General features: G+C 56.6%; 13 protein-coding genes. 8 read left to right on the top strand and 5 right to left on the bottom strand.

Going from position 1 to position 24,139, the window contains the following annotated elements:
• Positions 1–13 precede the first annotated feature (13 nt).
• Both C7459_RS02565 and C7459_RS02560 read right to left on the bottom strand, forming a co-directional pair.
• On the bottom strand, positions 14–454 hold the full coding sequence (locus C7459_RS02565; protein ID WP_109686025.1) for a hypothetical protein: 441 nt from the start codon (positions 452–454) through the stop codon (positions 14–16).
• A complete protein-coding gene (locus tag C7459_RS02560; protein WP_109686023.1) occupies positions 451–1,368 on the bottom strand; it encodes an RluA family pseudouridine synthase in 918 nt (305 codons plus the stop codon). The genes C7459_RS02565 and C7459_RS02560 overlap by 4 nt, the downstream gene beginning before the upstream one ends.
• Before the next feature lie 95 nt (positions 1,369–1,463).
• On the opposite strand from C7459_RS02560, the gene C7459_RS02555 reads away from it, so the two are divergent.
• On the top strand, positions 1,464–1,865 hold the full coding sequence (locus C7459_RS02555; RefSeq protein ID WP_170119222.1) for a thiol-disulfide oxidoreductase DCC family protein: 402 nt from the start codon (positions 1,464–1,466) through the stop codon (positions 1,863–1,865).
• Here C7459_RS02555 and C7459_RS02550 read toward each other — a convergent pair.
• Both C7459_RS02550 and C7459_RS02545 read right to left on the bottom strand, forming a co-directional pair.
• The gene (locus C7459_RS02550; RefSeq protein WP_109686019.1) at positions 1,862–2,443 is read right to left on the bottom strand and encodes a hypothetical protein; all 582 of its coding nucleotides are present in this window, start codon (positions 2,441–2,443) and stop codon (positions 1,862–1,864) included. The genes C7459_RS02555 and C7459_RS02550 overlap by 4 nt on opposite strands.
• A 94-nt stretch (positions 2,444–2,537) precedes the next feature.
• A complete protein-coding gene (locus tag C7459_RS02545) occupies positions 2,538–4,010 on the bottom strand; it encodes a methyl-accepting chemotaxis protein (RefSeq protein ID WP_109686018.1) in 1,473 nt (490 codons plus the stop codon).
• 128 nt (positions 4,011–4,138) lie between these two features.
• Between C7459_RS02545 and C7459_RS02540 the strand changes: the two genes are divergently transcribed.
• The 5 genes from C7459_RS02540 (at position 4,139) to C7459_RS02520 (ending at position 20,930) form a co-directional block, all read left to right on the top strand.
• The gene (locus C7459_RS02540; protein ID WP_109686016.1) at positions 4,139–4,606 is read left to right on the top strand and encodes a GNAT family N-acetyltransferase; all 468 of its coding nucleotides are present in this window, start codon (positions 4,139–4,141) and stop codon (positions 4,604–4,606) included.
• A gap of 47 nt (positions 4,607–4,653) precedes the next feature.
• On the top strand, positions 4,654–5,682 hold the full coding sequence (locus C7459_RS02535; RefSeq protein WP_170119221.1) for a CotS family spore coat protein: 1,029 nt from the start codon (positions 4,654–4,656) through the stop codon (positions 5,680–5,682).
• Positions 5,683–5,700: 18 nt separating this feature from the next.
• Positions 5,701–6,747: a CotS family spore coat protein gene (locus C7459_RS02530; protein ID WP_109686012.1), complete on the top strand. Its 1,047-nt coding sequence runs from the start codon at positions 5,701–5,703 to the stop codon at positions 6,745–6,747.
• A gap of 14 nt (positions 6,748–6,761) precedes the next feature.
• The gene (locus tag C7459_RS02525) at positions 6,762–7,901 is read left to right on the top strand and encodes a glycosyltransferase family 4 protein (RefSeq protein ID WP_211320325.1); all 1,140 of its coding nucleotides are present in this window, start codon (positions 6,762–6,764) and stop codon (positions 7,899–7,901) included.
• 126 nt (positions 7,902–8,027) lie between these two features.
• Positions 8,028–20,930 (top strand): non-ribosomal peptide synthetase, encoded by a 12,903-nt coding sequence (locus tag C7459_RS02520; RefSeq protein WP_109686008.1) that lies wholly within the window; start codon positions 8,028–8,030, stop codon positions 20,928–20,930.
• Positions 20,931–20,972: 42 nt separating this feature from the next.
• On the opposite strand, the gene C7459_RS02515 is transcribed toward C7459_RS02520, so the two are convergent.
• Entirely contained in the window at positions 20,973–21,956 is a 984-nt protein-coding gene (locus C7459_RS02515; RefSeq protein WP_211320324.1) for a TauD/TfdA family dioxygenase, read from the bottom strand.
• 244 nt (positions 21,957–22,200) lie between these two features.
• On the opposite strand from C7459_RS02515, the gene C7459_RS02510 reads away from it, so the two are divergent.
• Both C7459_RS02510 and C7459_RS02505 read left to right on the top strand, forming a co-directional pair.
• Entirely contained in the window at positions 22,201–23,445 is a 1,245-nt protein-coding gene (locus C7459_RS02510) for an MFS transporter (protein ID WP_109686004.1), read from the top strand.
• Positions 23,442–24,131 (top strand): aspartate/glutamate racemase family protein, encoded by a 690-nt coding sequence (locus C7459_RS02505; protein WP_109686002.1) that lies wholly within the window; start codon positions 23,442–23,444, stop codon positions 24,129–24,131. Before C7459_RS02510 ends, C7459_RS02505 begins: the two co-directional genes overlap by 4 nt.
• Positions 24,132–24,139 lie beyond the last annotated feature (8 nt).

Genomic DNA, 24,139 nt, shown 5'->3' with positions numbered 1-24,139 from the left:
CAAAAAAGAAGCCTCATTCACGAGGCTTCTTTTTTTGTTCAAGATTTTGTTGTCCCACATTAGGCTCATTGACCGCATCGATCGCTTTGCGCAACACCCGTGTCAGCAACATCGTGAACAGAGCGGCCACAAACCCGACCACAGACATCAGGGTCGCCGTGGTCAGCGTATGATTATCAAATACCCCCAGCGTGGAAAAACTGCCCCACACCAAGCCGAGCGCAAAGTACGTGTACAGGAAACTCACCAACATCCCCCAGTACATCGCCCGTTGGCGGAACAGCAACATCCCGACCACACCGCCAAGCATCGCGATCGTGCCCGGGTTGACCAACAGGCCGCGGATCAGCGCGTAGTTTTTCGGCGGGTTGTCCGTCCAACTGTTATAGCCGACCAGCGCGAGTAGAACAGGGAAGAGCATCAGGAGCAACAGCAAGAGATAGCGTTTTTTCATCGGTGTTTCACCTTCCGTAGCAAGTCAGCAAAATCGTTCGGTTCCGGTGCCTCGATCTCCAGCTCTTCCTGGGTGATCGGGTGTGTGAAGCGGAGGTACTTGGCGTGAAGTGCTTGGCGATCCAACCAATCGGTCCGCCCGCCATACAGCTCATCGCCAACCAACGGATGTCCCAGATGCGCGAAATGCACGCGGATCTGATGCGTCCGCCCAGTGCCAAGTGACGCTTGTACCAGCGTCGCCTGCGGAAACCGCTCCACCACTTGGAAGTGCGTTTGCGCTTCCTTGCCGGTGGCGGATACGCGGCGGCGGGTCGCATGGTTGCGATCCCGCCCGATCGGCGCCTCCACAGTCCCTTGCTTCACGCGCACAACCCCTTGCACCAGCGCCCAGTACTCGCGCTTGATGCTGCGCTCCTGCAACATCGCATCCAGCAACCGCTGCGCAACGGCGTGCTTCGGGAACAGGATCGCTCCGGACGTGTCTTGGTCGAGGCGGTGCAAGAGCCGGACACGCGTCTCCAAGCCTTGCATCTGGTAATGCCAGGCCAGCGCATGCAACAACGTCCCGGTCTCGCCAGCTTCGTTGGCGTGGACTTTCATCCCGACCGGCTTGTTGACGATGATCAAGTGGTGATCTTCATACAGCACATCGAGCGGCAACATCTCCGGTTCCACTCCATACGGCTCCTCTGGGAACAGCAGGGCGCGCAGGCGGTCGCCAGTTTTTACGGGATCGTCCAGTTGTGCGATGTCTTTATTCAGCACGAGGTGCTTCGCCCGCGCGAGGTCTTCGATCACAGCTCTTGGCAGGCGCACTTCGCTCTCCAAAAAGGACAGCACCGTCCGTCCTGCACCGTTGCTCTTGCCCTTGGCGCGAATTTCCAGCCACGGGCCCATTTTCTCATCATGCATGCAAATTCCTCCGACATTCGTGTGGTGTAGCACATTGGTCTCATTGTACCGTTATGATATGCTATTGGCAACGAGTCCCAAGGGAGTTGATCCTCATGAAAGTCGTGTTCGACGGTCATTGTGGCATCTGTCAAGCGAGCATGGTAAAACTGTTCGAGATGTTCGGCACGCAGATCGAACCGGTCGATTTCCGCACGTATGACAACGTGGCACAGATCCACCCGGACTTGCGCGAGACCGCTTGCAAAGCCCGCATGCACGTGATCAAAAACGACCGCGTCTACGGCGGGGCCGAAGCGGTCGTGCAACTGATGGGCCTGCACAGCTTCTACCGCTGGCCGACCAAGCTCTACTACCTGCCGCCGATCGGGTGGATCACCGAACGCATCTACGATTGGGTGTCACACAACCGCTTCAAACTCTCCAAACTGCTCGGCCTGAAAGTCCCAGCATGTACCGACGCTTGTCAGATTCACTCCCATAAAAAAGAGGACTAGCGATTCTGCAAGTCCCCAGGTTTGATCACGCGGTACCGCCGTCCCTTGATCTGGATCGCGACATAGAGGTCGTCGCCCACACTCTGCGACATGCGGATCGCATCGATCGTATGTTGGAAAAAGTACCACGGCAGCCGCTCGCCTTCTTGCTCGACCATCTGCAGGAACTGCGGCAGTTCGTCCTGTGTCAAATACCCGTAGCGGATCAACGCCAGCGGCGAGACGCTGTGGTCGAACAGGTAACGCCCGTGCGTCAGATAGCCCCAGTAGCGCTTGAGCAGGCTTTTCTTGGGCAGGCGCAACCACGCGTCGTGGTAGTCGATCTGGTAGTCTTTGTCGTCAAAAAAGTTGCGGTAGCTCGGGAGCGCCTGCACGATGTGGTTCAAGGCGTCGTTGTAGAGGTCTTCCGCGAAAAATTCGTGGTACAGCAAACCATCGATCAGCACAGCACGGCAGACGGTGAGCAGGTCAGGGTCGTGAGGCAGCTGGAGTTCTATCTTGTGGAGCAGGTCTTTGTCGTTGGACCCGATCGCCTCGTACAGTTCACCGAGACGAAACGAATAATAATAGATACTCATCGAGCGCACACCCCCCCTTTACTCTCCAGTATGGACAAAAAGCCACCGCTCAAATGCAAGTTTTGGGCGGGGCTTTTTTTGACATCGGATAGGGTTAGTCTTGCGTTAATTCGCGCAGGCGCAGCGTCAGTTGCTCCAATTCAGCGAAACTCTCGACGACTTGGGCGACATGCTGGTTCTGCTCTTCGATGTTGGCGAGGATCTCCTCGACCGATGCGGCGTTCTGCTCGGTCATGTTGGCGATCGCGCCGATCTCGGTGACGATCTGGTGGGAGGATTGCTGCAGGTGTTGGTTCATGTTCTCGACATGGCCGGCCTGTTGCACCACGCGCGTCGTGTTGTCTTGGATCTGGCCAAAGAACTGGGCCACGCGCTTCATCGCCACTTGTGAAGTTGAGACGGCCGATTGCCCGCTCTGCACTTGGTTGGCGACGTCGGCGGTCTTGGTCTGAATTTCGTGCAGGACGGCGGCGATCTCCTTGGTCGACTCCAGCGAGTTCTCCGCGAGCACGCGGACTTCGTGGGCGACGACAGAGAAGCTGCGACCATGTTCGCCAGCGCGGGCGGCTTCAATCGCGGCGTTGAGCGCCAACAGATTGGTTTGGGCGGCGATCTTGTCGATCGATTCGACGATGTCAGAGATGCGCTGGGTTTGCGCGTTCAGGTCATTGGTGATCTGTACGGTCGCGGTGATGATCTCGTCAACGTTCGCCATCTCGTGTGAGAGCGTGGCCATCTCGCGGGAGCCTTCGACGGTGACTGTCGCCGTCTCGGCAGAAAGTTCGCGCATCGTGAGCGAGGCTTGGTTGGCAGAGTCCACGCGCTCGCCGACTTCCTTCATCGAATCGGAGATGTCGGTGACGCTCTCCGCTTCCAGTTCGACGGAACGGGCGATGTCTGTGAACGTCGCCGCGACTTCCTCTGAGATGCGGCGGGTGACGGTGATGTTCTCGCGCAGGTTGGAGGAGAATTGGGTCACGATGTTCACCGAATCCTTGATCTGGTGGAACAGGTCTTCGATGCGAGCTTTAACTTCCATCGCTTCGTCATGCTTCTGGGAGACTTGGCGACGCATGCGCTCAGAGAACACGCAGGAGAAGATCAACAGGCAGGTGATCAGCAGGACGAACATGTGCAGGGTCTGCAGATCGGTCTCAACGAATGCTTTGAACATCGTGTCGCGGTAGTTCATCCAGAAGTACTGGGTCATGCCCATGCCGAGCACGCCGGAGACGATCAGCGGTCGCCAGTTCTGATAGAGCGCGACGGCGGCGAGGTTATAGAAGATCAGGAAGTAGTTCGTGAATCCCTCGGTCTGCGTGACCATCGAGAACGTGACAGCGGAACACATCACAGCCACCAGATACATAATCTTGGTGGTGAACAAGCGACGCCAGTTCAAGAAGGTCAACAGCACAGCGTTAAAGCCTCCGACAGCGAGCAGGATCAGGGTCGGTTGTAACGGCATGTGCGCGGCCACTGAACTTCCCACGCCGAGCAACAGGGAAAACCACATGAGGTTGGTCAGGAGCTTATTGCGCTTATGAATGATTTCCAGTTGTTCCATGATGAGCGATACCTCTTTCTATCGTGGAATGTATACTCGACGATACTAGGACTATTCCTTACAGGGTGGGTATTTTTCCTGCTGAATCTGTATCAATCAAGAAATATTTTTGCAGACGAGGAGACCAAATGATTACATACATCGATGTTCAAGTTAAAGAGCATGCACAAAAGCTGTTAGCGTTGCAAATTCCTTCCTATCGAGTGGAGGCCAAGTTGATCGGATTTGATGGCATCCCACCGCTGCACGACACCACGGAATCGCTACAGGGATGTGGCGAGACGTTTTTTGTCTACGAGCTGGAGGGCCAGTTGGCGGGGGCGATCTCCTATGAGCGGGACGGGGACGAGGTGACGATCTGCCGGATGATGGTACATCCCGACTACTTCCGCCGTGGGATCGCCGGGAAGTTGTTGCGCCATGTGCAGGAAGTGGAGGCGAGGACGCAGCGCTTCCTCGTCTCGACGGGATCTGCGAACGAGCCAGCGCTGGCACTCTATGGAAGGGACGGGTTTCAGGTGACATCGGAGCGCGAGGTTGCGCCGGGGATTTGGCTGACGTTTTTAGCAAAAGTCACACCTTTTCTTGGGCGCTGACATAGGCTAGGGTGAAAATGCCCAACAGGTAGGGGAGGGACATCACATTGGCTAAGAAAGACAGCCTGACATATGACTTGAGCGCGGTGATTCCAGATGTGGATCTGCAGGAACTGTACGGATGGCAAGTGCTCGATGCCAAACAGGTGCGCGCCGTGGTGCGCGTGGAGACGACACAGGGGGTGTTCGCCCTGAAAAAAGTCTCGCACAAGCCTGCGAAGCTGCAATTCCTCTACGAAGCGCAGGAACACCTCTGGAACAACGGCTTCCAGACGCTCTCCCGCTTCGTGAAGACGCTCGATGGCAAACCGTTTGTCGATCTGGGTGACGAGTTGCTGTTTGTAAACACATGGCTTGACGGCGAAGAGATGGATGTGAAAAGTCCGGAACACCTGCGCGAAGTCGTCCGCCTGCAAGCGCGCTTGCACCAAGCGTCACGCGGATTCAAAGCCTCTGTGCAAGCCTCGATCAAAACGCGCTGGGCCGGTTGGATCGAGCGCTACGAAGACCAATTGAACGACATCCACGTCTGTTACGACCGACTGAAAGGCCACACCCCGCAGACGGAGTTGGAGACGGTGTTCCTCGAAACGGTGGAACCGATGCTCGAACTGGCGGAGAAAGGGGTGGAGCTGCTCAAGGAATCGCCCTATCAAGAAGTGCTGTACCGCGAACGCCAACTGAGCGGCTTCGTACACGGCGACTTCACCTACCACAACTTCATCCGCTCGCCGGAGGGCGTGATGCAAGTGATCGATTTCGATTACTGTGCACACGAACTGCGCGCCCACGACTTCGCCCGCTTCATGCGCAAGATGTTGCGGCGCAAGGAGTGGAGCCCGGAAATCGCCGAGACGATCCTCAGAACCTACCATGAAGTTGATCCGCTCCACGAAGACGAACTGCATGTGCTCAAGGCGGTGCTCTACTTCCCGCAGCGCTACTGGCGTGCCGTGGAGCGCGGGTTCCTCTCTCACCGCTACTCGCCGGAGGGCTCTGTGAAAAAGATGCGGCAGGAAGTTGCGAAACTGGACGAATGGAAGCGTTGCTTGGACGCTTTCCCGACCCGCCTCTAGGCTCCGGGAGGGTGAGAGATGGCAGAACAGACGACGATCTCGCAAGCGCTCGAAGAGAGCGGGTTTCCACCTGTGGTGTTGGGGGCGTACCCGTTTGTCGTGTACGAGGCCAAAGCGGTGCGCAAGGTCGTGCGCGTAGAGACGACGCTTGGCACGTTGGCGCTGAAGAAATTCAAGCTCACCGACGCGGAACTGAACTACTCGCTCGCGGCGATGCGCCACGTCAAGCAACAAGGCTTTAACGTCCCTGGCATCCTGCCGACGCTTGACGGCAGCCTGTATGTGACGATTGACGAGATGAAGTACTTCGTCATGGATTGGCTGGCGGGTCGGGAGAGCAAGTACAGTCACGTGTATGATTTGGCGTTGGCTGCCCGAGGCTTGGCGGATTTCCACCACGCCACGCGCGGTTTCACGCCGCCGCACTCACCTGGCAAGGAGCAGTGGGGCTCGTGGACCGGGCATTTTCTGGAGCGCATCGAGGAGATGCGGAACTGGTTGCTGCTGGCGGAGCAGGGCGAGACGGCTTTTGACAACATGTATGCCAGCGTGATCGCATATGGTATCGAGGAAGCGACGCGGGCGGTGGAGTTGTTGTCATCCTCCCGTTATCAAGCGATCAGCGAGCAGGAAAAGTCGTGGAGTGGCTTCTGCCACCACGACTATGCGCACCACAATGTGCTGATCACCACAGAGCGCGAGGTGGCGATCATCGACTTCGATTATTCGATTTCCGACATCCGCGCCCACGATCTGGCGTCGCTGATCCTGCGCAACATGAAGAGTGAAAAGTGGGACGGCCGCACGGCCTTTTTTATCCTCAAATCCTATTTTGAACGCGCCACCCCACATCCGGGGGAGGAACGGCTGTTGCACGCGATGTTACGCTTCCCGCAGGACTTATATGAAGTGGCGCGCTTCCGGTATGTGGAGCAGAACCGTCCGCCGGAGCTGTTGGAGTCACGCCTGCGCAAATGGGCGGAGCACAAGGATCGCCGCGAGCGGTTCTTCCAAGAATTTGAAGCGGGTGCGCGCTATGTGCTGGAACAGGGTCAGATCCGCTGATGTGAGGGAGTGACATGATGAAGATTGGGGTAGACGCACGAGGAGCGATCTGGTATCGAGGTACGGGCATCGGCACCTACACCTACCAGTTGGTCAAGAATCTGCACCTGTTGAATCAGAGCCACGAGTATCGGTTTTTCTGGCCGGGCGATGAATATAAAAACCTCGACCCTTCGGTTGACGAGGTGTTCAATTCGATTGAGCGGAGCAAGGATAAGTTTTGGGAGGAAGTACACATCCCGATGAGCGTGGAGCAGGAGCACATCGACCTGTTTCACGTGCCGCAAAACGGCATCGGGCTCCCTGCGAAAAAGGGCTGCCTGAACGTCGTCACCGTCCATGACCTCATCCCGTATATCTACCCGGAGACGGTCGGGCGTGGTTATCTGAAGATCTTCCTGAGCGAGATGCCGCGCATCATGGAGCAAGCCGATCTGGTGATCACCGTCTCTGAGCATTCCAAGCGCGACATCCAGCGCATCTTCCAACTGCCGGAGGAGCAGGTCGTCGTGACCTATGAAGCGCCGGAGAGCGTGTACCAGCCGATCGACAAGATCGCAGCCCAGTCTTACGTGAAGGAAAAGTTCGGCATCGACAGCCGCTACATCCTCTACATCGGCGGGTTCTCGCCGCGCAAAAACGTCAAAGGGCTGATCAATGCCTTCTATGAAATACAGCACGACATCCCGGCCGACTACAAATTGGTGCTCGTCGGTAAGGAAGCGCGCGACTACGAGGAGACGGCGATGTTGATCGAAGCGTTGCGCTTGCAAGACAAAGTGGTGTTCACCGGATTCGCGCCGGTGCTGGAACTGCCGTATCTCTACAGCGCCGCCGACCTGTTCATCTACCCGTCATTCTATGAAGGCTTCGGCCTGCCGCCGTTGGAAGCGATGGCTTGCGGGACGCCGACGATCACCTCGAATACTTCCTCGATCCCGGAGGTGACGGGCGAGGCGGCGCTGTTGATCAACCCGCATGACATGTATGACCTCGCCGGGCAGATGGTGAAGGTGCTCAACGACGAGAACCTCCAGGCACGGATGCGTCAGGAAGGTCTGCAACAGTCTGCGAAATTTACATGGAAACGCTGTGCCGAGGAGACGCTTGCGGCGTATCAGACGCTCTACAACCGCACGCGTTCGCATACGTAAGCGAGAGACAGCACCCAGTTGGGTGCTGTTTTTAATTAAAAATAAATATGATTTAGACAATATCCTATACCTACAATGTGAATTTGACTTATACTGATTGGAAAAAGGATTGGGAGGAAAGTGGAGATGAATGATCATTTGCACTTCATTCATCACTTGTTTGATCAGCAGGTCGAAAGTACCCCTGACCAAGTGGCAGTGAAGTTCGGCCAACAACAGGTGACATACCGTGAATTACAAGAACGCTCCAATCAAATGGCACACTTCCTGCGCGATCGTCAGTTGCAACGCAGCGAACCGATTGCGATCATGGTCGAACGCAGCGTGGAGATGGTCGTCACCTTGCTCGGCGTGCTGAAGTCTGGCGCCGCGTTCGTTCCCTTAGATCCCAAGTACCCGTTGGATCGCCTCGCGATGATTCTCGATGAAATCACGCCGCGCTGGGTGATTGCACAAGACTCCTACTCTGAGCAACTCCAGACGTTGCTGGAAACGTCCGGCCAGACAGAGGCTCAGATCCTGTACGTTTCCCAGTTTGCTGACATGACCGCGTATCCGACTCAGAGTCTAGACCTGATCAACGAGCCGGACGATCTCAATTATATCTTCTATACCTCGGGCTCAACGGGGCGACCCAAAGGCGTCATGGGTTGTCACAAGAGCCTCGCGCATTTTATTCGCTGGGAAATCGAGGAGTTTGGACTTGGCGAAGGTGATCGCGTCTCCCAGTTTGCGGCGCTGTCGTTTGATGCCTGCTTGCGCGACCTGTTCGTGCCGCTCTGCTCCGGAGGAACCGTCTGCTTGCCGCCCCAAGAGGTGATCCTCGACCGGGAATCGCTGGTCAAGTGGATCGAGGAGGAGCGATTGACGCTGGTGCATTGTGTGCCGAGCGTGTTCCGACAACTGCTCGCAGAAGTGCAGTCGATGGAGAAAGCGACACGGGCTGCCCGGTTCCCGAACTTGCGCTACATCTTGATGGCGGGCGAAGTGCTGGAAGTCAAACAAGTTCGCCAGTGGATGGAGAGCTTTGGCAAGCGGATACAACTGGTCAATCTGTACGGTTCTACAGAAACGACGATGATCAAGATGTTCCACCGAATTGAAGACATGCCGCCCGCGGGCAAGTCGATTCCGGTGGGGCGTGCGATGAAAGGTGCCGCTCCGCTGATCCTTAACGACAAGCAGAAGCTCTGCGGGATCGGACAGGTCGGAGAAATCTACATCCGCAGCCCGTATTTGTCGCTGGGTTATTACAAACGTCCCGAGTTGACGAAGGACGTTTTTTTGCAGAACCCGCTGCAAGCTGGAGAACTTGATCGCGTGTATCGGACAGGCGATCTCGGGCGCTACCTCGCGGACGGTACGGTCGAGTACATCGGACGCAAGGACAACCAAGTCAAAGTTCGCGGCATCCGCGTCGAGCTAGGCGAGATTGAAGCCGCGCTGACGAGTGCGGAAGGCGTGCGCGAGGCGGTTGCGGTGGCACGCGTGGAGGATGAAGGCGATTGCACGTTGATCGCGTACTTCACCGGGACGACCACAGGGGAAGAGTTGCGCGTGTTCCTGCAACAGAAATTGCCGGATGTGATGATCCCGGCGCAGTTCCACGAGATGCCAGAACTTCCGCTGTTGCCCAACGGCAAGATCGACCGCAAAGCGTTGCAGGCGTTGGCCGTCGTAGCGAAACCGGAGCTGGGTGGCAACTACATCGAGCCTGTGACCGACACGGAAAAAATGCTGGCTCAGATCTGGGCCGACGTGTTGAAAGTGGAAAAAGTGGGCACCCGCGACGGATTTTTTGCACTGGGTGGGCACTCGTTGTTGGCGATGCAGGCGATTGCCCGGATTCGGGAGACAGTACAGGTTCGCGTGTCGCTGCAGGAGTTTTTCACTAGCTCCACAGTCGAGGCGCTGGCGGCGCATCTGGACACGCTGACCCGCACCGAGCTGAACGTAGCGATCCCGCGTTTGCCGGTACTGCCTACTTACGAACTCTCGCATGCACAGAGTCGACTCTGGTTCTTGCAACAGCTCGATCCGCAGAATGTCTCGTATCATATGCCTTACAGCGTTGTGGTGCAGGGCGAGTTGAACGTCTCCGCCTTTGCGTTGGCCGTCCAACGGTTGGCAGAGCGTCATGAGATTCTGCGCACGGTATTTGCCGAGCAGGATGGGGTGCCCTATCAAGTGGTGTTGGAACAGGTGGAGATCGGCGTGGCTTTCCACGATCTCACAGACTTGACTCCTGCCGAGCAAGAGTCGGTGTGGCGTGAACGGATGGACGTGGATGCGAGAACGCCGTTCGATCTGTCGGCAGGTCCGCTGATTCGTTTGCAGTTGTTCCGTGTCGGGGAGTTGGAGCACCGTCTCTATCTCAATACACACCATATCATCTCAGACGGCTGGAGCACGGGGTTGTTCGTGCAGGAGTTGGCGGAGTTTTATCATGCGCTTTGTCATGGGCAGGAGGCGGAGTTGGCAGCGTTGCCGCTGCGCTATGTGGATTATGCCGCGTGGCAAAACGAACAGCTCGCCTCTGGGCACTTGAGCGCAGAGGAAGCCTACTGGTTGCAGACACTTGCCAAGCCATTGCCGACGTTGCATGTGCCGCTGGACTTTGAGCGCCCACCGGTGTTGACCGATACAGGCGCCCAACTCTCGTGGCAACTGAGTGCGGAACTCGTCGAGCGGGCGCAACGGTTTGCCCAGCGCGAGGATGCCAGTTTGTTCATGGTGCTGCTGACGGCGTACCATCTGTTGCTACACCGCTTGAGCGGGGATGAGGATATCATCGTCGGGACCCCGACGGCTGGGCGCACGACCCGTGAACTGGAATCGCTGCTGGGTGCGTTTCTGAACATGCTGTCGATCCGCGTGCAGTTTGCCGGAGTGGACAGTTTCCGCGAGTTGCTGGAACAGGTCAAGGCGCGGTGCTTGGAAGCGTTCGACCATCAATCCTACCCCTTTGATCTGTTGGTTGAAAAAATCCAGCCGGAGCGCGATCTGAGCCGATCGGCTATTTTTTCCACGATGTTCGTGTTTGAAAATGCGCCGTTCGCGATGCAAGTGCCAGGGCTGGAACTCTCGTCAGCGACGATCCATCGGCAGGCGAGCCAGTTTGACTTGGCGCTGAAAGTGCTGGAGAACGAGGCCGGGCTGGAGCTCTACTTTGAATACAACCCGAACTTGTTCCTCGCGTCTTCGGTGCAAAAAATGGCCGAGCAGTTTGTGAGTCTGTTGGATGTCGTGTTGGACGATGCCGAGCTGGGTCTGTACGAGGTCGATCTGCTGACAGCTGTGGACAAGCAAGTCTACGCGGAGCTAAACGATACTGCCGTGGAGTACGACCTAGATGCGTTGCTGTTCGAAGGGTTCGTCGAGATCGCCGAAGCCCACCCGGAACGCATCGCCCTGCGCGACCGAGAGCGGACGATGACGTATGGCGAACTGCACGAGCGTTCGAACTCGCTGGCACACTTCCTGCGCGCGCGGGGAGTGCAACGCAATCAACTGGTCGCGATCATGATGGAACGCAGTTTGGAAATGATGGTCGGACTGTATGGGATCTTAAAGTCGGGGGCGGCCTACGTGCCGATCGACCCGGAATATCCAGAGCAACGGATTCACTACATGCTCGCAGATTCAGGGGCACAGGTGTTGCTGACGAAGCAAGCACATCTGAAAGCGGACTTGCAAGGGATACCGACTGTGCTCTTGGTAGAGGAGGATGTGCAGACATTTCCTGCTCTCGAAGGCTTTGAGCTGTTCGCATGGTGTGATTTCGCAGAACAGCCGACCTCTCTGCCGGAGACCGTCAATGAACCAGACGATCTCGCCTACATGATCTACACCTCAGGTTCGACCGGACAGCCCAAGGGGGTACTGATCCAACATCGTGCGATCCTGAACCGCTTGCACTGGCACCAAGATACGTTCCAGTTGACGCCAGACGATGTGGTGATCCAGCGAACGTCCGTCTCCTTCGACGATTCGGTGATCGAGCTGTTTTGGCCGTTGCGTCACGGGGCGACGCTTTCGATCATGCCGCAGGAGGTGGTGTTGGATGCCGACTCCCTGATTGAGCAATTGGTGCGCGACCGAGCGACCTACATGCAGTTCGTCCCGTCCCTGCTCGCCGTCGTTGTCTCTGCGCTGCAAACCCAGCCGTCACGAGCGGATGTGCAAGTGCGCACGATCATCGTCAGCGGCGAAGCGCTGCCTTCCAAACTGGTCGAGCAATGGTTCAGCCTCTATCCCAACACGTTGCTTGCGAATCTCTACGGGCCTACGGAAGCAACGGTTGACGTCTCCGGGGCGATCTATGAAGCCCCAGAGCGTCTGATCACAATCGGCAAACCGATTGCCAACACGCAACTCTACGTGCTCAACCCGCGTGGAAAACTATCGCCGTTGCGCGTGGCAGGTGAACTCTATGTCGGAGGCGTGCAACTCGCAGTCGGCTACCACAACAAGTCGGAAAAAACGGCAGAGTCGTTCGTGCCGAACTCTCTGCCGGGCACACCGGGTGACCGCCTGTACCGCACCGGGGACTCCGTTCGCCTCCTGCCCGATGGCAACATCGAATACTTGGGTCGGGTCGACAACCAAGTCAAAGTTCGCGGCTTCCGCATCGAACTGGGCGAGATCGAGGATGTTCTGATGCAGATGACCGGCGTTGAGATCGCCACCGTCATCGCGCGCAAGGGTTCAGACGGCACCAATGCCCTATTTGGCTTCTATACGGCAACTACGGCAAGTGCTGGCGAACTCGAAACCACGGAGATCAAGGACTTCCTGCGCAAAAAACTCCCCGACTACATGGTGCCGCCGCGCATCGTCCAACTCGACATGATGCCGCTCACCCCGAATGGCAAGGTGGATCGCAAAGCGTTGGAACAACTGGCGGCAGATGTCGCTGACACAGCGGGGGTCGAATATGTCGCACCGTCGACCGCAACGGAGCAAGCGCTGGCGGCGATCTGGTCCGAGTTGTTGGGACGTGAGCAAGTCGGTCTGGGGGATCACTTCTTTGAGTTGGGCGGGCACTCGCTGTTGCTGATGCAGGTGAACAGCCGCATCTCCCGCACGCTCGATGTCGGATTGGCTTTGAAAGACCTGTTCGCATACCCGACGTTGGCGGAGTTGGCCGCCCATGTCGATTCGTTGATCCAAGCAGGGCGCACGCAAGACATCGTGCGCATCGAACCGGCTCCAGTACATGCGCACTACGAACTCTCGCATGCCCAGCAACGCCTGTGGTTCCTGTACAAGTTCGATCCGAGCAATACCGCGTATCACGTCAACCTCAACGTTTGTCTCAGAGGGGAGTTGCGCGCAGATGTATTTGAAGCCGCGTTGCAAGAGCTGGTGCGGCGCCACAGTTCGTTGCGCACCGTGTTCCGCGAAGTGGATGGCTATCCGCGCCAGTTTGTTCAGGAGAGCTCTCCGTTCCAGTTGGAGTTTGCCGATTGGACGACCTCGCCTGCGGAGATCCAGCACGAACGCCTCCGTGCGAAGTTGCGCGAGACGGAAGCGCAACCTTTTGACCTGAGCCAGGGGCCGTTGATGCGGGCGATGCTGTACCGCACGGGGGAACAGGAGTACCAATTCCTGCTCCAAAAGCACCACATCATCACCGATGCATGGAGTCGTGACCTGTTCATGAAGGAATTGCACGAAGCGTATACCGCACTCGTCGCGGGGCGTTCGGTGGAATTGGCTCCGGTCGAGTTGCAGTATGTCGACTATGCAGAGTGGCAGGCGCAGCAAGTTGCGAACGGCAGCTTCGAACAGGAGCAAGCGTACTGGCTGAACGTGCTCGCCAAACCCTTGCCGATCCTCGACTTGCCGACCGATTTCCCGCGTCCGGACGTGCAGACGTACAACGGCGGTCTCGTCGCGCAGGTGCTTTCTGCGGAACTCGTGGAACGGGTGCGGAGTGTGACCCAGCGAGAAGGGGTCTCGATGTTCATGTTCCTTTTTGCCGCCTATGTGCAGTTGTTGCACCACCTGACGGGCAACGAGGACATCGTCGTCGGCACCACGATTGCCGGGCGCACGGTCGAGCAGTTGGAATCGGTATTTGGTTTCTTCGTCAACACCTTGGCCTTGCGCGTGCGTCTGGAGGAGATCGAGACGCCGAGCGAGCTTTTGCAAGCGATCAAGAAGCTGTCGGTGGAGGCGTATGAGCATCAATCGGTTCCGTTTGACCTGTTGATTGAGCAGATCAATCCAGAGCGCGACATGAGCCGCTCGCCGATTTTCTCGACGATGTTCCAATACGAGATCGGCATGAGCGATGGCTTGCGCGGGGAGCATTTCACGATTGAGTTGACCGAGAATCCGTTTGAGGTGCTGACCTCCAAGTTCGATCTACAGTTGAACATGATGGATTTTGAGGAGCAGGGTCTACACCTGTTCTTCCAATACAATTCCGACTTGTTCACCCACGAGACGGTGGAGAAGTTCACGGACTTGTTCTTGCAAGTGCTGGAGGCGTTTGCGACCGATACCAAGACATCGCTTGGCACGTTGCAACTTTTGACAGCAAGCGATCGCGAGGTCTACGAGCAGATGAACGACACCGCTGTGGAGTACGACCTCGACCGACTGCTGTTGGAGGCGTTCGTGGAGCAGGCGGAGGCCCACCCGGAACGAATCGCGCTCTCAGACCAAGGCCGCATCATGACCTATGGCGAACTGCACGAGAAATCCAACCAACTCGCACACTTCCTGCGCGCACAAGGGGTACAGCGCAACCAATTGGTCGCAATCTTGATGGAGCGCAGCATCGAGACGATGATCGGCTTGTACGGCATCATCAAATCGGGTGCCGCCTATGTGCCGATTGACCCTGAATACCCGGCGCAACGCATCCAGTACATGCTTGCCGATTCCGGTGCGCAGGTTCTCCTGACGAAGCAGGCGTATCTGGAGCACGCACAGGCGAACGCAGAGCACGGGTTGAAAATCGTCTTGTTGCTGGATGCAGACCTACAGGTCGCTCCTGACGTTGCAGATGTTCACGCCCATGTCTGGCGCGATCTGCACAACCAACCGACCTCGTTACCAGAGCCTGTCAACGAACCGAGCGATCTCGCCTACATGATCTACACCTCAGGCTCGACAGGTCAACCGAAGGGCGTGCTCATCCAGCATCGTGCGATCCTCAACCGCTTGTACTGGCACCAAGACACCTTCGCACTCACACCGGACGATGTGGTGATCCAACGGACCACGGTTTGCTTTGATGACTCGGTGATCGAGCTGTTCTGGCCGCTGCGTCACGGTGCGAAATTGTCGATCATGCCGCAGGACGTCGTGCTCGACTCCAGCCGTCTGATCGGGCACTTGGTACGCGAGCAGGCGACCTACATGCAATTCGTACCGTCGCTGTTGGCGGTTGTCGTCTCGGCGCTCCAAGACTTGCCAGCGCACCAACGCCCGCAACTGGGCACGATCATCGTCAGCGGAGAGGCCTTGCCTTCCAAATTGGTTGAGCAATGGTTCGCGCTCTATCCCAACACGACCCTCGCCAATCTCTACGGCCCGACCGAAGCGGCGGTTGACGTCTCCGGTGCGATCTACAGAAGTCCGCAAACCTTGATCACCATCGGCAAACCGCTCGCCAACACCCAGCTCTACGTCCTGAACGCACACGGTCAACTCTGCCCGGTCAACGTCAAGGGCGAGCTCTATGTCGGTGGCGTCCAACTCGCGCTCGGCTATCACAACAAGCCGGAAAAAACGGCAGAGTCGTTCGTGCCGAACTCTCTGCCGGGTACGCAAGGTCAGCGCTTGTACCGCACAGGCGACGCCGTTCGTCTTTTGGCGGATGGCAACATCGAATACTTGGGACGCGTCGACAACCAAGTCAAGATCCGGGGCTTCCGCATCGAACTTGGCGAAATTGAGGAAGTCCTGACCCACTACCCGGACGTGGAGCTGGCCGCCGTGATCGCACACATCGGGCCGGATGGCAACAACGCGCTATTCGGATACTACACAGCGACCCTCGACGGACTCGAAACTGTTGAACTCAAACAATTCCTGCGTGCCAAGCTCCCCGACTACATGGTGCCGCCGCGCCTCGTCCAACTGGAGACGATGCCTTTGACTCCGAACGGCAAGGTAGATCGCAAAGCCTTGGAACAGATGGCCGCTCACGATGAATTTGTAGCGGTTGCAGAATACGTCGCACCGTCCACCGCCACGGAGCAGATTCTCGCTTCGATCTGGTCGGAGTTCTTGAAGCGCGAACCCATCGGTGTGAGTGACAATTTCTTCGATCTGGGCGGGCACTCGTTGCTGGCGATCCAGATCCTCAACCGCGTCCGTACCGAATGCCAGGCCGCGTTGGAACTAAAAGACCTGTTCGCCAATCCGACGATTGCCGAACTGGCAGCTACCCTCGACCAACTTCGGGCAGATGGACGTACCGATGCGCGCATCGAGATTCCGAAAGCGCCTGTTCAGGAACACTACGCGCTCTCCAATGCACAGAAACGCTTGTGGTTCACCTACAAACTCCATCCGAACAGCCGCGCCTACAACGTCCCACTAGAGATCGCGATCAAACGCCCGCTTGATGTGGCGCTTTTTGAACGGGCCTTGGATCGTGTGGTACAACGTCACGACGCCTTGCGCACCCTCTTCGTGGAGATCGAAGGCGAGCCTCGTCAGCGCGTTTTGACCGAAAATCGAACGCATCTCTTCTATAAAGATGTAAGCGGACTGGCAGACGACGAGCAACAGCAGTACATCCGCGAGACGATCTCTCACAGTGACAGCATGCCGTTCGATCTCGCCCAAGGGCCCTTGATGCGCACGATGCTGTTCAAGCGCGGCGACGAGCACTACCACTTCTATCTCAGCCTGCACCATATCATCACCGATGGCTGGAGCAATGAACTGCTGGCTCGCGAACAAGCGGCGATCTACGAAGCCCTCCTCATCGGCGAGGAACCAAATATTCCTACGCTTGAACTTCAATACGCAGACTTCGCAGAGTGGCAAGCACAGGAGGTGGAGCGCGGAGGCTGGCAAGCGGACGAGTCCTATTGGCTCACGACCCTCTCCAAACCGTTGCCGGTGCTGGAGCTGCCGACCGATTTCCCGCGCCCAGCGATTCGAACCGACAACGGCGATGTGCTCTGGATGAAGGTCCCACGCGATCTGACCGCGGAACTGCGCACCCGAGCGACGACAGAGGATGTATCGCTGTTTGTGCTGTTGCTGGCAGGCTACGTCATGTTCCTGAACCAACAGACTCACCAGCAGGACATCATCGTCGGCACACCGATTGCCGGGCGGATGGCGCAAGAGTTGGAACCGATTGTCGGCTTCTTCGTGAATACGCTGGCGATCCGCACCCGCTTGGACGAGGTGGAGAGTGTCAGCGACTTGGTGCAACAGGTGAAGGAACAATTCCTGACCGCCTATGGGCATCAAGCCTACCCGTTCGACCTGTTGATCGAAAAAGTGAACCCTGAGCGAGACCTGAGCAGAACGCCAGTCTTCGCGACGATGTTCACCTATCGCCAGTTCCTCGAAACCCTCTCACCGCTGTACGAACCGCTTCTACAGGACGAAAGCGGCGTCGCGAAATTCGATCTCACCGTCTCTGTCAACGAATCGGATGACGAGCTCCACGTGAGTTTCGAGTATAACACCGACCTGTTCCGCCACGAAACGATGGAACAGTTTGTGACCAGCTGGCAACAAGCCTTGCAGACGCTGGCGACCAACCCGACAGCGAAGTTGCAAGATCTCGGGGAGGAGGAGCCAATCGTCGAGATCGCTCCAGAAGAACGCGAGCGACTTTTGCAAGGGATGAACCCAGACCCGAAGGAATTCCCGGCGGACGACACCCTGCAGGAACGCTTCGAGCGCCAAGCTGCGCTCCACCCGAATGCCATTGCCGTCACCTGTGGCGAGGAGTCGTGGTCATATTCCCAACTCAATGCGCAAGCCAACCGCATTGCGCACCTGCTTCGCGAAAAAGGCGTGCAGGAAGGCACGCCGGTCGTGCTGGTGCTAGAGCGTTCGCTGGACATGCTCGCCGCAATCCTTGGCGTCGTCAAGGCAGGTGGCTTGTACGTCCCAGTAGACCCTGACTATCCGGAGGAGCGGATCGCCTACATCGTGGAGGACAGCGGTGCCGCATTCCTGCTTCTCCAAAACGAAGTGCCGACGGCGCTCCACGGATTCCACGGGCGTGTGCTCGCCCTCGACCAAGTCAATTTCGCAGAGTTGCCTGATCACAACCCGGAATCGTGTATCAGCGCCGACAGTCTGATCTACGCCATCTACACCTCAGGCTCAACCGGAAAGCCCAAGGGAGTCCTGCTCACTCACCGCAACGTGGGACGCTTGATGGATGTCACTCATCCGCACTTTGGATTCGGGCCCGACGATGTCTGGACGATGTTCCACTCCTACTGCTTCGACTTCTCAGTGTGGGAAATGTACGGCGCGCTGTTGTACGGGGGACGTGTGGTGATCGTGCCGAAACTGGTGGCGCAATCGACGGCCGACTTCTACGACTTGCTCTCCAGAGAGCGCGTCACCGTGCTCAACCAAACACCGTCCGCGTTCTATCGATTGCTCGAAGCGGACGCAAAAAACGACGAGCGCCGGCTCGCGCAACACCTCCGCTATGTGATTTTTGGTGGGGAGGCGTTGAATTTCAACCACTTGCGTCCGTTCTTCAACCGCTATCCAGAGAGCCCGCAATTGGTGAACATGTACGGGATCACGGAAACCACGGTCCATGCGACCTATCGCCCGATCCAGCTCATCGATGTAGACAAATCGTGGAAGGGCAGTCCGATCGGCAGACCGTTGGACGACTTGAAATTCTACCTGCTCAACGAACAGCAGCAATTGGTTCCGCCCGGTGCGCCCGGTGAAATTTACATCGGAGGCCCTGGCTTGGCAGCCCGTTACCAGAACAACCCGGCCAAGACGGCAGAAGTCTTCCTCGAAGTGTCAGTCCCAGAACTGGCCGGGCAGCGCCTGTACAAAACCGGCGACCTCGCCCGCCTCAACGAGGACGGCGAACTGGAATACGTGGGACGTGTCGACCATCAAGTCAAGATCCGCGGCTTCCGCATCGAACTTGGCGAAATCGAGAATGCCTTCGTCCAACATGACGCGGTGAAAAACGTCCTCGTCGTGGCCAGCCCCGACGCAGACGGCGATCTGCAACTCGTGGCCTTCCTCGAAACGGATGCTGCACTTTCCGCCAAGGAATGGCGGCGCTATGTGAGAAATACTCTGCCCGACTACATGGTCCCGACCCGGATCTTGGCAGTGGCCGAGTTTCCCATGACCCCAAACGGAAAAATCGACCGCAAGGCGTTGCAAGAACTCAGCCAGTCGAAATCGCAAATCCATCAAGCAGCGACGACCCCAGTAAGCAGCTCTTCTCAACGAAGCGGCTCAACGAGGCAAGTCCAAGACTTGCAACAGGAACTGACGAAAATTTGGCAGGACGTTCTGCAGCATGATGACTTCGGTGTAGAGGACAACTTCTTCGACGTTGGCGGGCATTCATTTGCGCTCGCGAAAGTCAATCATGCGTTGAAGGAAAAACTCAGCCGCGAAGTCCCGTTGACCGACCTGTTCAAGTACACGACGATCAACAGCTTGGCGCAAGCGCTCGTCGAGGAAAAAACGGACGGTGAACCAAGCAACCTCGCGTTGCGTAAAACCCTCGTCAGACAGGAGAACGATGCGGTCGCGATCATCGGCATCTCCTTGCGGTTGCCCGATGCCAGCACACCGCATGAGTTCTGGGAGAACTTGAAAAACGGGGTCGAGTCGGTCCGCGAATTCCCCTTGGAGGAACTCGAGGTGACACCGTTCACGGCAGATCCAGAGGTGCAGGAGCAACTGGTGCGCGTCGCGGCCTTGCTGGAGGATGTGGACAAATTCGACGCTTCCTTTTTCGGCATCCCCGAGCGGGAGGCACGCCTGATGAATCCGCAACACCGCCTGTTCCTCGAATGCGCGTGGGAAGCGGTGGAGGACGCGGGATACAACGTAGAAGAGATTGAAGAGGAGGTCAGCGTCTACGGTGGATGCGGTGGGTACGAGTACCTGCCGCGCACGGGTGTCCCGAATCTGACCCAAGCGGATCTGTTCCAAGGCATGATCGCCTCGCAGCCGAAGTTCCTGACCACCCGTGTCTCCTACAAACTCAATTTGAATGGGGAGAGCATGCTCGTCGACACCGGGTGCTCGACATCGCTGGTCGCCGTACACATGGCTTGCCAGAGCTTGTTGAACTACCAATCCGACTACGCGCTGGCGGGAGGAGCCTCGATCCAACTGCCACAAAAACAGGGCTACATCTACGAGCCAGGCTTCGTCAACTCCGAGGACGGCCATTGCCGAGCGTTCGACAAGGACGCGACCGGTACCGCCAACGGCAGTGGAGTGGGGATGGTGTTCCTGAAACGACTGTCTGATGCCCAGCGTGACGGTGACCCGATCTATGCCGTGATCCGCGGATCGGCGATCAACAACGACGGCAACCGCAAAATCGGCTACACGGCCCCGAGCCAAGATGGACAGGCCAAAGTCATCGCCAAAGCTCAAGCTGCAGCAGGCGTGACGCCAGACGAGATCTCTTACATCGAGGCACACGGCACAGGAACCAACTTGGGCGACCCCATCGAGGTGAGCGCGTTGCATGACGTGTTCCGTTCCCAGACTACCCGCCGCCACTTCTGTGCGCTAGGTTCGGTCAAGACGAACCTCGGGCATCTCGACGCCGCCGCTGGCGTGACCGGTCTGATCAAGACGGCGCTGGCTTTACAACATCGGGAATTGCCGCCCAGCCTCAATTTCACGGAGCCGAACCCGGCGTTGAAGTTGGAGGACAGCCCGTTCTACGTCAACACCACGCACAAACCGTGGGAGACAGATCAACCTCTGCGTCGCGCTGGTGTCAGCGCCTTTGGCATCGGTGGCACCAACGCCCATGTCATCCTTGAAGAACCGCCGACTGACGATCACAACTAAAAAAAGCCAGCCGCTTGGAAGAGCGGCTGGCTTTTTTTTGCGTTACAGGTTGCGGTCGCTGGTCACATCACCCATCGTGACCACGACTTTGCGGGCGCCGGTGAAGGGAGTGCGTCCGTGGGCGATGAGGTAGTTGTCCAACATCAGGATGTCGCCCGTTTGCCACGGGAATTTGATCGTCACTTCCTCATAGGCGGCGCGAATCTGCGCCAATACATCTGCTTCGATCTGTTCGCCATCCCCGTAGTAGGTGTTGCGCGTCAGATTCTCCTCGCCTAGCGCGAACACCAGCGCCTCCCGCACCTCGTCAGGCAGGTTGGAGACGTGGAACAGATGCGCTTGGTTGAACCAGACGAGCTCAGATGTGACCGGGTGCTTCGCCAGCGCATCGCGGATGGCGATCGTGCGCAGGCTTCCGTCTTTTTTCCATTCCCACGTCATGCCGGTCTTGCGGCAGTAGGCTTCGACTTCCTGCTTGCTCGTGGTTTGGAACACTTCCTCCCACGGGAGGTCCAGTCCGCGCATGTAGTTGCGGACATAGCGGATTTTTTTGTCCACAAAGCGCTGCACCAATCCGGGGTCCAGACGTTTCAGCACTTCACGGCTGTCCGCAATCGGTGTCTCACCGCCCGTCTCTGCATTCAGCACGGAGAAAAAGAAGATCTTTTTCGGCCATGCATACGCGTAGGACATCTCGTTGTGCATGGGAATGTGTTGTTCTGAAGGATATGAGGTCGATGTGTAGACCTTGCCATGCACTTCGGAGCGCGGGGTGGAGCGCTCTGTATAGTCCTCTAGATTCGGACAGAGGGTCGCGGTAAACGTCTCGAACGCGGCGATATCGGTCACGTTGCAGTTGCGAAACAGAATTCCACCGTGTTCCAATAATTTTTGCTCCAACCACTCGGTGTTCTGCTTGGCCCATTCCAGCAGGTCAAAGGTATCACAGGTAGGGGAGATCACCAACGGCAACGTCTGTCCGGGTTGAAGCTCGGACAATTCGATCGGGTTTTGTTGTAGTTCCATTCTCTCAACCTCCTCTGGCATACGTGCTCTATATTGAAAGTAACCGAAACTAATAAAACAATCAACAGAATTTATTTTACACATTAAAAGAAGTACCAGTTTGTAGTTGTACTAAATATCAGGTTTAAGGTACTACAAAAAATATTAGTAGACACGTAAAGGTAAAATAATTATACTATTCTTGTCAATTTGATTTATTGTCGTTGTAAAAAAGATCAACTCTACCACACGATGTTCAAGGAGGATGTGCATGGAGAAAACAGGGACAGCACCGAGATCGCTTTGGAAGAACAAAATTTTCACTAGAATGTTCGTTTCCTACTCTATCTCAAGTTTTGGCGATTGGTTCGACATGACGGCCCTCATGATTTTATTCAGTTACACGTGGCATGCCAACTCGTTCCTGGTGGCGTTGGTGCCGATCTCGTATGCTGTGCCAAGTATTGCGTTGGGTCAATTGGCTGGCGTTTATGCAGACCGCTGGAAGAAAATACAACTGATGATCAACACCGATTTAATACGTGCAGTGCTGACGGTCGCTTTGATTTTTACAGGGAATCCATACTGGGCCTTGCCGATCATGTTCTTGCGCGCAACCGCTTCGGTATTTAACACGCCGGCTCAACAAGCGTTGCTGCGCACCTCAGTCCCTGAGGAGCAACTGATGAAGGCTAGTGCGATGATCGGGATGGTTATGCAGATTTCCAAAGTGGCGGGGCCGTTGCTGGGCTCGATTTTGATCGCCTTGGTCTCGATCAAATTGTGTCTCGTCATCAATGCGATCTCCTTTTTCATATCGGCGGTGCTTCTGATGACGGTTGGTAAGGTTTCCGAAGAAGGTCTCTCCACGCCAACACCGACAGAAACGAAACCCAGCCTGCTTCAATCTTGGCAAGAAGGCTGGAAGACGTTGTTCACCATTCGCATGTTGTATATGAGCTTTGCGTTTTACCTGGTCGGATTCTTCACGTTGCAGATGGTCGATTCGCAGTTCGGGATTCTGTTGCGGGAAGTCGTGCCAGGTTCGGAAACGTTGCTCGGGTATGTCATCTCGACCGTCGGATTTGGGATGTTTACAGTCGGCGGGATCTTGACAGGGATCAAAAACATCAAGTCGTATGGCTGGACACTCAGTCTGGGCTGCTTGCTTACGGGGCTGTCGTTTGGCGGATTCGGGATGTTTGAGTTGGGAGGACCGATTCTCTGGATTTATCTCTGCGCCTTCCTTGGAGGACTTGGCGTCGGTTTGACGATCATTGGATTTAGCTTCCTGCGCCAAAAAGAAACTCCGCCCGAAATGATGGGCCGCATCACCGGCATCACCAATTCTTTGACCAGTGCGGTGGTGATCATCGGCCCGATGGTCGGCGGTGTGATGATCGGGGCGCTTGGTGTCTCCACTGCGTTTCAAATCACAGGATTGGTGATGCTTTGTGTTGGTGTGCTGGGCGTATTGTTCAAACGTCTGATCTGGGGGAGTGCTCAATGAAGCAAAAGCTAGTAGGGATATTAGGCGGGATGGGTCCGTTTGCATCAGCGGAATTTGTGAATACGATCTACGAGCAGAACCTCAACTTGGGTATGGAACAGAACAAACCGCGTGTGGTGCTCTGTTCTGACCCAAGCATTCCGGACCGCACGTCCTCGATTGAAGCGGGGACCAACGATGCGGTCACACAAAAGTTGATCTCCCTGTGGGAGCAGATGTCCTGCATGGGTATTGAAGTGCTGATCATTCCGTGCATCACCTCACACTATTACGTCCAACAGTATCCAGAAGCGATGCGAGAGATGATGGTGAATCTCGTGACTTTGACATTGGACGAGGTGGAGCGTTCTGATCGGACGTACTTGCTGTTTGCCACCAATGGATCGTATCGCACTCGGCTGCTCGAGCACGAGAGAATTCTGATTCCAAGCGTGGAAGACCAAGTGCGTATTCATGAACTCCTCTACACCATGAAGCAATACGGGAGCCGTCCTGATCTGCTCCGCCAAGCGTATGACGTCGCGTTGAGTCTGGTCGAGCACTATGGGGCAGATGGCTGGATTAGCGGGTGTACTGAGTTTCATCTATTGACCCGGTATGTGATGCGGGAACAAGAGGCGATGGCCTCCCGAATTCTCGACCCGTTGATGTTGGTGGCTAGAGCATGGCCGCAATTCGCATTTTAAGCCTAAGG

Source organism: Tumebacillus permanentifrigoris (assembly GCF_003148565.1).
GTDB lineage: Bacteria > Bacillota > Bacilli > Tumebacillales > Tumebacillaceae > Tumebacillus > Tumebacillus permanentifrigoris.
The sequence above is the reverse complement of the archived record's forward strand: the minus strand, read 5'-3'. Positions and strand labels throughout refer to the sequence as shown.